This is a genomic window from Enterobacter sp. RHBSTW-01064 (genome assembly GCF_014103035.1).
GTDB lineage: Bacteria > Pseudomonadota > Gammaproteobacteria > Enterobacterales > Enterobacteriaceae > Enterobacter > Enterobacter mori.
In genome coordinates this window covers 171,055-182,744 of sequence record NZ_JABXOU010000003.1, presented here as the reverse complement: position 1 = coordinate 182,744, position 11,690 = coordinate 171,055, and the positions used below count along the sequence as shown (strand labels likewise).

Below are 11,690 nucleotides of genomic sequence, written 5' to 3'. Positions count from 1 at the left end.
TTTCCCCGCGAGCTAATTATGTTAATGCTATTTCTCACCGTGGCATTGGTGCACATCGTTGCGCTGATGAGCCCAGGCCCTGACTTTTTCTTCGTGTCGCAAACCGCCGTCAGCCGCTCCCGTAAAGAGGCGATGATGGGCGTGCTCGGTATTACCATGGGCGTCATGGTCTGGGCGGCAGTCGCGCTGCTCGGTCTGAACCTGATCCTGGCGAAGATGGCCTGGCTGCATAACATCATTATGGTCGGCGGTGGCCTGTACCTGTGCTGGATGGGCTACCAGATGCTGCGCGGGGCGCTGAAGAAAGAAGAGAAAAAGCCGGAAGAGCCAAAGGTGGAGCTGGCAACGGGCGGACGCAGCTTTGTGAAAGGGCTGCTGACCAACCTGGCGAACCCGAAAGCGATTATCTATTTCGGCTCCGTGTTCTCGCTGTTTGTCGGCGATAGCGTCGGCGCGGGCGCGCGCTGGGGTATTTTCCTGCTGATCGTCGTTGAAACCTTTGCCTGGTTCACCATCGTCGCCAGCCTGTTCGCTTTACCGGCAATGCGCCGCGGCTACCAGCGTATCGCGAAGTGGATCGACGGCTTCGCCGGCGCGCTGTTCGCCGGCTTCGGCATTCATCTCATCATCTCTCGCTAAGCATGACGCGCTGACGCAAGCAGCGCGCCAACCAGCATAAACAGCGAACCAAAGACTTTATTCAGGGCCTTCATCTGCTTAGGCCCTTTAATCCACGCCGCAATTCGCTGCGCCAGCGTCGCATAGCCAATCATCACGATGATATCGACAATGATGGTGGTCGCCCCCAGCACCACGTACTGCATCACCTGCGGCTGGTGCGGCACGATAAACTGCGGGAACAGCGCGGCGAGGAAAACGATGCTCTTCGGGTTGGTCAGGTTGACGAAGACCGCGCGCTTAAACAGATGGCCTCGGTTTTGCGTCTGAGCGAGCGTATTGAGGTTGATGGAGCCTGCCGCGCGCCACTGCTGGATGCCGAGCCAAATCAGATATGCCGCACCGGCCCATTTCAGCACTTCAAACGCCAGCACCGAGCGGGAGAACAGGGTCCCCAGACCAATTCCGACCAGGACGATATGAATGCCCAGCCCGGTCTGCAAACCGGCGATGGATGCCGCCGCACCGCGATAGCCGTGATTGATGGAGGTAGTCATGGTGTTAATGGCACCCGAGCCCGGTGAAAGGCTGAGGATAATGGATGTCAGCAGGTAGGCGAACCACCATTCGAAGGTCATTTGAAACTCCCGAACCGTCTATTTTTATGCCACAATACGCTATTATTGCGTCATTTTGTGACCAGTGACGAAAAAAACGATATTCCCTGGATTACGTGAGTGGAAACCCAATGTTTCAGCAGAAAAAGGACTGGGAAACACGAGAAAACGCTTTTGCTGCTTTCTCTATGGGGCCGCTGACCGATTTCTGGCGGCAGCGTGAGGAAGATGAGTTTACGGGCGTCGGGGGCATCCCGGTGCGCTTCGTTCGTTTCCGCAATGAAAAAAATGACCGTGTGATTGTCGTCTGCCCCGGACGCATCGAAAGCTACGTTAAATATGCCGAACTGGCTTACGACCTGGTCCATATGGGGTTCGACGTGCTGATCATCGACCACCGTGGACAGGGGTTGTCCGGTCGTATGCTGCCGGATACGCACCGTGGGCACGTGGATAACTTCAGCGATTACGTCGACGATTTTGCCGCGTTCTGGCAGCAGGAAGTGCAGCCTGGCCCCTGGCGCAAGCGGTATATCCTTGCGCACTCCATGGGCGGTGCCATTTCGACACTGTTTTTGCAGCGGTATGAGCACCAGTGCGACGCCATTGCGCTCACCGCACCGATGTACGGTATTGTCATTCGTTTTCCCGATTGGATGGTGCGCCATCTTCTCGACTGGGCTGAGGGCCATCAGCGCATTCGTGAAGGCTATGCCATCGGTACCGGACGCTGGCGGGCATTGCCGTTCGCCATCAACGTTCTGACCCACAGCCGGCAGCGCTATCGTCGCAACCTGCGCTTTTATGCCGATGAACCGCGCTTGCGCGTTGGCGGCCCGACCTGGCACTGGGTGCGGGAAGGGATTCATGCCGGTGAGCAGGTGCTGGCGGGCGTAGGCGATGATGACACGCCGACGCTTCTGATTCAGGCGGAGGAAGAGCGTGTGGTGGATAACCGCATGCATGACCGCTATTGTGAACTGCGCGCTGCCGCCGGTCACCCTTGTGAAGGGGGAAAACCGCTGGTCATCAACGGCGCGTACCATGAGATCCTTTTTGAAAAGGACGCTATGCGCTCAGTCGCGCTTAACGCCATTGTTGAATTTTTCAACAGGCATAATTGATATTCACCAGAGGTTAAATTTCCCTATGTACCAGGTTGTTGCATCTGACTTAGATGGCACGCTGCTTTCCCCCGACCACACCCTCTCGCCTTACGCGAAAGAGACATTAAAACTCCTGACTGCCCGTGGCGTGAACTTCGTGTTTGCCACCGGTCGCCACCACGTGGACGTGGGGCAGATCCGCGATAATCTGGAAATCAAATCGTACATGATCACCTCCAACGGTGCGCGCGTGCACGACACGGATGGTAACCTGATTTTTACCCACAATCTGGACCGCGATATTGCCGCCGATCTGTTCGGCGTGGTGCACAATAACCCGGATATCGTCACCAACGTTTATCGCGATGACGAGTGGTTTATGAACCGCCACCGCCCGGATGAGATGCGCTTTTTCAAGGAAGCCGTATTCCAGTACTCACTGTACGAGCCTGGCCTGCTGGAGCCGGAAGGGATCAGTAAGGTGTTCTTCACCTGCGAAAGCCATGAAGCGCTGCTGCTGCTGGAGCAGGCGATCAACGCTCGCTGGGGCGACCGCGTTAACGTGAGCTTCTCCACGCTGACCTGTCTGGAAGTGATGGCCGGTGGCGTCTCCAAAGGTCACGCGCTGGAAGCGGTGGCTAAACGTCTGGGCTTTGAGCTGAAAGACTGCATCGCGTTTGGAGACGGTATGAACGACGCTGAGATGCTCTCCATGGCGGGCAAAGGCTGCATCATGGAGAACGCGCACCAGCGTCTGAAAGACCTGCACCCGGAGCTGGAAGTGATCGGCACCAACGGCGATAACGCTGTGCCTAAGTACCTGCGCAAACTGTTCCTTGAATAATCTTCATTCGATTATTTATTGTTCAGTTGTCAACTAAAGAGTTCGCTACAATGCCTGTCCTTCTTTCTGAGAGACAAGCATTGTGGCGCTACTCATTATCACCACTATCCTGTGGGCCTTCTCCTTTAGCCTGATTGGCGAATACCTTGCCGGATCGGTCGACAGCTACTTCTCGGTGCTGATGCGCGTGGGGCTGGCGGCGCTGGTGTTCCTGCCGTTTCTGCGGGCGCGCGGACAATCGCTGAAAACGATACTGCTGTATATGCTGGTGGGCGCGATGCAGCTCGGCATCATGTACCTGTTCAGCTTCCGGGCTTACGTTTATCTGTCTGTCTCGGAATTCCTGCTGTTCACCGTGCTCACGCCGCTCTACATCACCCTGATCTACGACCTGCTCAGCAAGCGTCGTCTGCGCTGGGGATATCTTTTAAGCGCGGCGCTGGCGGTGCTTGGGGCGGCGATTATTCGCTATGACAAGGTAAGCGATCACTTCTGGACAGGGCTGATGTTCGTCCAGCTCGCCAATATCAGCTTCGCCATCGGCATGGTGGGATACAAACGGCTGATGGAGACCCGTCCGATGCCGCAGCACAACGCGTTCGCCTGGTTCTATATGGGGGCCGCGATTGTCGCGGTGGTGGCGTGGTTTATGCTCGGCAACCCGCAAAAACTGCCGACGACCACCGTGCAGTGGAGCGTTCTGGTCTGGCTGGGCGTGGTGGCTTCCGGGCTGGGATACTTCATGTGGAACTACGGCGCTACGCAGGTAGACGCCGGTACGCTGGGGATCATGAATAACGTGCATGTCCCGGCAGGGCTGCTGGTCAATCTCGCCATCTGGCAGCAACAGCCGCACTGGCCGAGTTTCCTTATTGGGGGAGCGGTGATCCTGGCTTCGCTGTGGGTACATCGCCGTTGGGTCGCTCCGCGCTCCGCACAAACGGAAGATGGTCGCACGCGTGGTTCCGCGCTGAGCGAATAAACGCTTCCGTAATCGGCTGACGCTGCTCGCCATCGCGCACGGCAGAGTACAGCCGACTCCACAGTCCTTCACCCAGGGTTTTGGTCACCACCAGACCCTGGCGTTCAAAACTCTCCACCACCCAGTGCGGCAATGCCGCGATGCCCATTCTGGCCGCCACCATCTGTATCAACAGCAACGTGTTATCCACACTTTTCAGCTGTGGGCTAATCCCAGCGGGCTGCAGGAAGTGACGCCAGATATCCAGGCGACTGCGCTGCACGGGATAAATCAGCAGCGTTTCTGTCGCCAGATCTTCCGGCGTGATGCGCGTTTTACTGGCCAGCGGATGGTCCGGGGCCAGCACCAGGCGCACTTCATAATCAAACATCGGCGAATAGTGCAGGCCGCTGCGCGGCAGAATATCTGACGTCATCACCAGATCCAGCTCGCCCTGCTGCAGCGACGGCTGCGGGTCAAAGGTCACGCCGGATTTAAAGTCCATCTCCACCTGCGGCCACTTCTGGCGGAAGTTCTCAAGCGCGGGGGTCAGCCACTGAATACAGCTATGGCACTCAATGGCAATACGCAGTTTGGTTTGCTGCGGCTCGTTACAGGACTGCAGCGCGCTGGCGATCTGCGGCAGTACCTGATTTGCCAGTTGCAGCAGAATTTCACCCTGCGGCGTAAAGCGCAAAGGCTGGCTCTTACGCACAAAAAGACGAAAGCCGAGGCGTTGTTCCAGATCGCTGAACTGGTGAGAAAGGGCAGACTGCGTCTGGTGCAGCGTGGCCGCCGCTGCCGCAAGAGAACCGCAGTTCCGCAACGCTTGTAGCGTTTTCAGGTGTTTAATCTCGATCATGAAAGTCCTTCACTTCGCCATGAACATTTTGCGCTTGAGGAATATACAGTACCTGCCAATTATAGATGTGTAAACATCTGGACGTCTAAATAACAAATTTCACAAGGGGCATAACATGACAATCCGCAATCACACTCTCGGTTTTCCTCGCGTTGGCCTGCGCCGCGAACTGAAAAAAGCGCAAGAAAGCTACTGGGCGGGTAACACCACCCGTGAAGAACTGCTGACGGTGGGATGCGAGCTGCGCGCCCGTCACTGGGAGCAGCAAAAACAGGCGGGCATTGACCTGCTGCCGGTGGGCGATTTCGCCTGGTACGACCATGTTCTGACGACCAGCCTGCTGCTTGGCAACGTGCCGGCTCGTCATCAGAACAAAGATGGATCGGTAGATATCGATACCCTGTTCCGCATCGGCCGTGGCCGTGCACCAACGGGGGAGCCAGCGGCAGCGGCGGAAATGACTAAGTGGTTCAACACCAACTATCACTATATGGTGCCGGAGTTCGTGAAAGGTCAGCAGTTCAGGCTGACCTGGACGCAGCTGCTGGATGAAGTGGACGAAGCGCTGGCGCTGGGTCATCAGGTGAAGCCCGTATTGCTGGGGCCAGTCACCTACCTGTGGCTGGGTAAAGTAAAAGGCGAACAGTTTGACCGCCTCAGCCTGCTGAACGATATTCTGCCGGTCTACAAACAGGTGCTGATTGAGCTGGGCAAGCGCGGCATTCAGTGGGTGCAAATCGACGAACCCGCGCTGGTGCTCGAGCTGCCGCAGGCGTGGCTTGATGCCTTCAAACCGGCGTATGACGCGCTCACCGGGCAGGTGAAGCTGCTGCTCACTACCTATTTCGAAGGCGTGACGCCAAACCTGAAAACCATTACCGCGCTGCCGGTTCAGGGCCTGCACGTTGACCTCGTTCACGGTAAAGACGATGTCGCGGAGCTGCACAAGCGCCTGCCAGCGGACTGGCTGCTTTCTGCCGGGCTGGTTAACGGTCGCAACGTCTGGCGTGCCGATCTGACCGAGAAATATGCACAAATCAAAGACATTGTCGGCAAACGTGAGCTGTGGGTGGCATCCTCTTGCTCGCTGCTGCACAGCCCAATCGATCTCAGCGTGGAGACCCGTCTCGACCCTGAAGTGAAAAGCTGGTTTGCCTTTGCCCTGCAAAAATGCGAAGAGCTGACGCTGCTGCGCGACGCGCTGAACAGCGGTGAGACGGCGGCGATTACCGAATGGAGCGCACCGATCCAGGCACGTCGTCACTCAGCCCGTGTGCACAACCCGGCGGTGGAAAAACGCCTGGCGGCCATCACCGCGCAGGACAGCCAGCGCCAGAGCCCCTATGAAATACGCGCCGAAGCGCAGCGCACCCGATTCAACCTGCCCGCGTGGCCGACCACCACAATTGGTTCTTTCCCGCAAACCACTGAAATCCGCGGCCTGCGTCTGGACTTCAAGAAGGGCAACCTGGATGCGAACAACTACCGCACCGGTATCGCTGAGCACATTAAGCAGGCAATTATCGAGCAGGAGCGTTTAGGTCTGGACGTGCTGGTGCACGGGGAGGCCGAGCGTAACGACATGGTCGAATACTTCGGTGAGCACCTGGACGGCTTCGTCTTTACCCAGAACGGCTGGGTGCAGAGCTATGGCTCCCGCTGCGTGAAGCCGCCAGTGGTCATCGGCGACGTCAGCCGCCCGGAAGCGATCACCGTGGAGTGGGCGAAGTATGCCCAGTCCCTGACCGATAAGCCGGTGAAAGGGATGCTCACCGGTCCGGTAACCATTCTCTGCTGGTCCTTCCCGCGCGAAGACGTGACCCGTGAGACCATCGCGAAGCAAATCGCGCTGGCGCTGCGTGATGAAGTGGCAGATCTGGAAGCTGCAGGCATTGGCATCATCCAGATTGACGAACCGGCGCTGCGTGAAGGTCTGCCGCTGCGTCGCAGCGACTGGGATGCTTACCTGCAGTGGGGCGTGGAAGCGTTCCGCATCAACGCCGCGGTGGCGAAGGACGACACCCAGATCCACACCCACATGTGCTACTGCGAATTTAACGACATCATGGATTCGATTGCCGCGCTGGACGCCGACGTGATCACCATCGAGACCTCGCGTTCAGACATGGAGCTGCTGGAGTCGTTTGAAGAGTTCGACTACCCGAACGAAATCGGGCCGGGCGTGTACGACATTCACTCCCCGAACGTGCCGAGCGTGGAGTGGATTGAAGCCCTGCTGAAAAAAGCCGCCCAGCGGATCCCGGCGGAACGTCTGTGGGTGAACCCGGACTGCGGACTGAAAACCCGCGGCTGGCCGGAGACGCGCGCGGCGCTGGCGAACATGGTGAAGGCGGCGCAGAACTTGCGTCAGGCTTGATGCAGCGTAGGCCCGGTAAGGCGTTGCCGCCACCGGGCTTTTTTGCTTTTATGCTTTTTTCCCGCCGTACTGGCTAAACCACGCCAGCATCCGCTGCCAGCCATCTTTGGCTGATTCTGCGTGATAGCTCGGGCGATAATCGGCATTAAACGCGTGTCCGGCATCCGGGTATACCACAATCTCCGCCTTCGCGTTCGCCGCGCGTAGCGCATGACGCATGGTCTCGACGGTATCAAGCGGAATGCCTGTATCCTGACCACCATAAAGCCCTAGCACCGGTGCATTCAAATCCGTTGCGATATCAACAGGCTGCTTCGGTGAGTTCAGCGTTTTTTCGCCCACCAGTTTGCCGTACCAGGCGACGGCCGCTTTCAACTGCGGGTTATGCGCGGCATACAACCAGCTAATGCGTCCGCCCCAGCAGAAGCCGGTCACCAGCAGACGATGTGCATCGCCCCCGTTGCGCGCGGCCCAGCTGGCAACGTGATCAAGGTCAGCCAGCACCTGGGCATCCGGAACTTTGCTCACCAGATTGTTGAACAATGTAGGGATATCGCTGTAATCGTTCGGATCGCCCTGACGGAAATAGAGCTCTGGCGCAATGGCCAGGTACCCTTCCAGCGCCAGGCGGCGGCAGAGGTCGCGAATATGCTCGTGAACGCCAAAAATTTCCTGAACCACAATCACGATCGGCAGCGGGCCGTCTGCCGATTTTGGCCGCGCGTGATAAGCAGGCATATTCTCCCCCTGCGAGGGGATGGAGGTCTCGCCCGCAGTAATGGCTTCTTCTGAGGTTGAGACGATGGTTGAAGCATGCGGAGCCGCAGCAGGTGCAAAACCGGTTTTTTCAGTCATGGCATTCTCCGTACCAATGAGTTAGCGCAAAGGTAAATATAGTCACCAGGTTAACAACCCACAGTGCCTTATACGGTCTATCTTTTGTGCAGCACCTGTCGATATAACTTGTTAATGTGATGTAAGTCACTATTTAATGGAAATTAACTGCAACCATTTTCATTCATGGTGAGGTGTGTCACGAAAATATGCTTACTGCTTCTGTAAAGTACCGTTTTACTTCTTCTGACTAACCGACCCACAGAGGAGTCACCCTATGTCTAAGTCTGATGTTTTTCATCTCGGCCTCACCAAAAACGATTTACAAGGGGCTACGCTCGCTATCGTCCCTGGCGATCCTGAGCGTGTGGAAAAGATCGCCGCGCTGATGGATAAGCCGGTTAAGCTGGCAGCCCATCGTGAATTCACCACCTGGCGCGCAGAGCTGGATGGCAAAGCGGTGATCGTGTGCTCTACCGGTATCGGTGGCCCGTCTACGTCTATTGCGGTGGAAGAGCTGGCGCAGCTGGGCATTCGTACTTTCCTGCGTATCGGCACCACTGGCGCTATTCAGCCGCACATCAACGTGGGCGACGTGCTGGTTACGACCGCATCTGTACGTCTGGACGGCGCAAGCCTGCACTTTGCACCAATGGAATTCCCGGCAGTAGCCGATTTCGAATGCACCACCGCGCTGGTTGAGGCCGCGAAATCCGTGGGCGCGACCACCCACGTGGGCGTCACCGCCTCTTCCGATACCTTCTACCCGGGCCAGGAGCGTTACGACACCTTCTCAGGCCGCGTGGTGAGCCGTTTCAAAGGCTCTATGGAAGAGTGGCAGTCCATGGGCGTGATGAACTACGAAATGGAGTCTGCAACGCTGCTGACCATGTGCGCAAGCCAGGGTCTGCGTGCCGGTATGGTGGCGGGCGTGATCGTCAACCGTACCCAGCAGGAGATCCCGAACGCCGAAACCATGAAGCAGACCGAAAGTCATGCAGTGAAAATCGTGGTGGAAGCGGCTCGTCGCCTCATCTAATCCTCCCTTCAGAGACACAAGGCCGACATGTTCGGCCTTTATTTTTTGCGTAGCGCCTCGCAGGAAAACCCTTTCAAACTGGACGTTTATACAGCACAATTCTATTTTGTGCGGGTAATACGTTGATGCAGGGGGCATTGTGGATATCTCAATCCTGATTTATGCGGTGGTTGCGCTGGTGAGCGTGGCGGTAGGCTGGCTGATTTCCAGCTACCAGCATGCGCAGCAGAAAGCCGAGCAGCTGGCAGAGCGCGAGGAGATCGTCGCCGATCTCAGCGCGGCAAAACAACTGCTTGCTCTGAGTGACCACTGGCGCGACGAGTGCGAGCTGCTCAATAATGAACTGCGTAACCTGCGCGACATCAACACTTCGCTGGAGGCCGATCTCCGCGAAGTGACCACCCGTCTTGAATCCACCCAACTGCATGCGGAAGACAAAATCCGCCAGATGATCAACAGCGAGCAGCGCCTCAGCGAACAGTTTGAGAACCTCGCCAACCGAATTTTTGAGCACAGCAACCGCCGCGTCGACGAACAGAACCGACAGAGCCTGAATAGCCTGCTGACACCACTGCGTGAACAGCTGGACGGGTTTCGCCGTCAGGTGCAGGACAGCTTTGGTCAGGAGGCGCGCGAGCGGCACACCCTGGCGCATGAAATCCGTAATCTCCAGCAGCTGAATGCCCAGATGGCGCAGGAGGCGGTGAACCTGACGCGCGCGCTCAAAGGCGATAACAAAACGCAGGGAAACTGGGGGGAAGTGGTGCTGACGCGCGTGCTTGAAGCGTCTGGCCTGCGCGAAGGGTATGAATACGAAACCCAGGTCAGCATTGAGAACGATGCCCGCTCGCGTATGCAGCCGGATGTCATCGTACGTCTGCCGCAGGGTAAAGATGTGGTGATTGACGCCAAAATGACGCTGGTGGCCTACGAGCGCTATTTCAACGCGGAAGATGACTACACCCGCGAGTCGGCGCTGCAGGAACACATCGCCTCCGTGCGTAACCATATTCGTCTGCTGGGCAGAAAGGATTATCAGCAGCTGCCGGGCCTGCGCTCGCTGGACTACGTGCTGATGTTTATCCCGGTAGAACCCGCCTTCCTGCTGGCGCTCGACAGACAGCCCGAACTGATCACTGAAGCGCTGAAAAATAACATTATGCTGGTCAGCCCTACCACGCTGCTGGTGGCCTTGCGGACCATTGCTAATTTGTGGCGTTACGAGCATCAAAGCCGTAACGCGCAACACATTGCCGATCGCGCCAGCAAACTTTACGACAAAATGCGCCTGTTTGTGGACGATATGTCCTCGGTCGGGCAAAGCCTGGATCGTGCGCAGGATAACTACCGGCAGGCGATGAAAAAGCTCTCCTCCGGGCGTGGCAACCTGCTGGCGCAAGCCGAAGCGTTTCGCAGCCTGGGGGTGGAGGTGAAACGCGAGATTAATCCGGAATTGGTTGAACAGGCGACGTCGCAGGACGAAGAGTTCCGCCTGCGTGAAGGCGCGGATGAACAAAATACACACAGTGAAGACAACGATTTAGCGGCGAATTTATCGCCAGAAGAGCAGCCGACGCGTTTCTTTCGCGGTGGTTGAATCGTAGGGCAAACGCGCCCAATCTGTTACACTTCACGAACATTTTACTGATAAGCAGGCTCTGAGATGGTTGACGATTCACAAGACACGACGCACTTTGGCTTTCAGACTGTTGCCAAAGCGCAGAAAGCTGACATGGTGGCCCACGTATTTCATTCCGTGGCGGCGAAGTACGATGTGATGAATGACTTGATGTCCTTCGGCATTCATCGCTTGTGGAAGCGCTTTACTATTGACTGCAGCGGTGTGCGTCGTGGACAAACAGTTCTCGATCTGGCTGGCGGAACGGGCGATCTGACGGCGAAGTTCTCCCGTCTGGTGGGTGAAACCGGTCGCGTCGTGCTGGCAGATATCAACGACTCAATGCTGAAAATGGGACGCGAGAAGCTGCGTAACATCGGCGTTGTGGGTAACGTGGAATATGTGCAGGCAAACGCCGAAGCGCTGCCGTTCCCGGATAACACCTTTGACTGCATCACCATCTCTTTTGGTCTGCGTAACGTCACCGACAAAGACAAAGCGCTGCGCTCCATGTACCGCGTGCTGAAGCCGGGTGGACGTCTGCTGGTGCTTGAATTCTCCAAGCCCATTATTGAGCCGCTGAGCAAAGCCTACGACGCCTACTCCTTCCACGTTCTGCCGCGTATTGGTGAGCTGGTAGCGAACGATGCAGAGAGCTATCGCTACCTGGCCGAATCCATTCGTATGCACCCGGATCAGGATACCCTGAAAGCGATGATGCAGGACGCGGGCTTTGAAAACGTTGAGTATTTCAACATGACGGCGGGTGTCGTCGCGCTGCACCGCGGTTACAAGTTCTGAGTGGAGGTGTCCC

11 protein-coding genes are annotated in these 11,690 nt (G+C 57.1%); 8 read left to right on the top strand and 3 right to left on the bottom strand.

The genetic code is table 11. From position 1 onward, the window contains the following. Positions 1-18: 18 nt before the first annotated feature. Positions 19-639, top strand: coding sequence for a threonine export protein RhtC (gene rhtC / locus HV355_RS11060; protein ID WP_010426287.1), 621 nt, complete (start codon positions 19-21; stop codon positions 637-639). Here rhtC and rhtB read toward each other — a convergent pair. Then, positions 636-1,256: a homoserine/homoserine lactone efflux protein gene (rhtB, locus tag HV355_RS11055; protein ID WP_008501533.1), complete on the bottom strand. Its 621-nt coding sequence runs from the start codon at positions 1,254-1,256 to the stop codon at positions 636-638. The genes rhtC and rhtB overlap by 4 nt on opposite strands. A 110-nt stretch (positions 1,257-1,366) precedes the next feature. Between rhtB and pldB the strand changes: the two genes are divergently transcribed. The 3 genes from pldB (at position 1,367) to HV355_RS11040 (ending at position 4,167) form a co-directional block, all read left to right on the top strand. After that, positions 1,367-2,359 (top strand): lysophospholipase L2, encoded by a 993-nt coding sequence (pldB, locus tag HV355_RS11050; RefSeq protein WP_010426283.1) that lies wholly within the window; start codon positions 1,367-1,369, stop codon positions 2,357-2,359. A gap of 25 nt (positions 2,360-2,384) precedes the next feature. Beyond that, positions 2,385-3,185 (top strand): sugar/pyridoxal phosphate phosphatase YigL, encoded by an 801-nt coding sequence (gene yigL, locus HV355_RS11045; protein ID WP_182401906.1) that lies wholly within the window; start codon positions 2,385-2,387, stop codon positions 3,183-3,185. Between the two features lie 82 nt (positions 3,186-3,267). Further along, positions 3,268-4,167 carry a carboxylate/amino acid/amine transporter gene (locus tag HV355_RS11040; RefSeq protein WP_010426279.1) on the top strand — a complete coding sequence of 300 codons (900 nt, stop codon included), beginning with the start codon at positions 3,268-3,270 and terminating at the stop codon, positions 4,165-4,167. Here HV355_RS11040 and metR read toward each other — a convergent pair. After that, positions 4,055-5,008, bottom strand: a complete 954-nt coding sequence (gene metR / locus HV355_RS11035) for an HTH-type transcriptional regulator MetR (protein WP_182401904.1) — start codon at positions 5,006-5,008, stop codon at positions 4,055-4,057. The two genes, HV355_RS11040 and metR, sit on opposite strands and share 113 nt — an antisense overlap. 115 nt (positions 5,009-5,123) lie before the next feature. Between metR and metE the strand changes: the two genes are divergently transcribed. Continuing rightward, on the top strand, positions 5,124-7,385 hold the full coding sequence (gene metE / locus HV355_RS11030) for a 5-methyltetrahydropteroyltriglutamate--homocysteine S-methyltransferase (RefSeq protein WP_182401902.1): 2,262 nt from the start codon (positions 5,124-5,126) through the stop codon (positions 7,383-7,385). A 48-nt stretch (positions 7,386-7,433) separates the two neighbouring features. On the opposite strand, the gene HV355_RS11025 is transcribed toward metE, so the two are convergent. Continuing rightward, on the bottom strand, positions 7,434-8,240 hold the full coding sequence (locus tag HV355_RS11025) for a dienelactone hydrolase family protein (protein WP_089598245.1): 807 nt from the start codon (positions 8,238-8,240) through the stop codon (positions 7,434-7,436). A 256-nt stretch (positions 8,241-8,496) separates the two neighbouring features. Here HV355_RS11025 and udp point away from each other — a divergent pair, with 256 nt between their 5' ends. The 3 genes from udp (at position 8,497) to ubiE (ending at position 11,677) form a co-directional block, all read left to right on the top strand. Further along, positions 8,497-9,258, top strand: coding sequence for a uridine phosphorylase (udp, locus tag HV355_RS11020; protein WP_003860792.1), 762 nt, complete (start codon positions 8,497-8,499; stop codon positions 9,256-9,258). Positions 9,259-9,397: 139 nt separating this feature from the next. Continuing rightward, a complete protein-coding gene (gene rmuC, locus HV355_RS11015) occupies positions 9,398-10,855 on the top strand; it encodes a DNA recombination protein RmuC (protein WP_182401900.1) in 1,458 nt (485 codons plus the stop codon). Positions 10,856-10,921: 66 nt separating this feature from the next. After that, positions 10,922-11,677, top strand: coding sequence for a bifunctional demethylmenaquinone methyltransferase/2-methoxy-6-polyprenyl-1,4-benzoquinol methylase UbiE (gene ubiE, locus HV355_RS11010; RefSeq protein WP_010426273.1), 756 nt, complete (start codon positions 10,922-10,924; stop codon positions 11,675-11,677). The last annotated feature ends 13 nt before the right edge of the window (positions 11,678-11,690 follow it).

Bases quoted from the DNA above. Each gene is read 5' to 3' on its own strand.
- rhtC (WP_010426287.1), top strand. From the start codon at position 19: ATGTTAATGCTATTTCTCACCGTGGCATTGGTGCACATCGTTGCGCTG.
- rhtB (WP_008501533.1), bottom strand. From the start codon at position 1,256: ATGACCTTCGAATGGTGGTTCGCCTACCTGCTGACATCCATTATCCTC.
- pldB (WP_010426283.1), top strand. From the start codon at position 1,367: ATGTTTCAGCAGAAAAAGGACTGGGAAACACGAGAAAACGCTTTTGCT.
- yigL (WP_182401906.1), top strand. From the start codon at position 2,385: ATGTACCAGGTTGTTGCATCTGACTTAGATGGCACGCTGCTTTCCCCC.
- metR (WP_182401904.1), bottom strand. From the start codon at position 5,008: ATGATCGAGATTAAACACCTGAAAACGCTACAAGCGTTGCGGAACTGC.
- metE (WP_182401902.1), top strand. From the start codon at position 5,124: ATGACAATCCGCAATCACACTCTCGGTTTTCCTCGCGTTGGCCTGCGC.
- HV355_RS11025 (WP_089598245.1), bottom strand. From the start codon at position 8,240: ATGACTGAAAAAACCGGTTTTGCACCTGCTGCGGCTCCGCATGCTTCA.
- udp (WP_003860792.1), top strand. From the start codon at position 8,497: ATGTCTAAGTCTGATGTTTTTCATCTCGGCCTCACCAAAAACGATTTA.
- ubiE (WP_010426273.1), top strand. From the start codon at position 10,922: ATGGTTGACGATTCACAAGACACGACGCACTTTGGCTTTCAGACTGTT.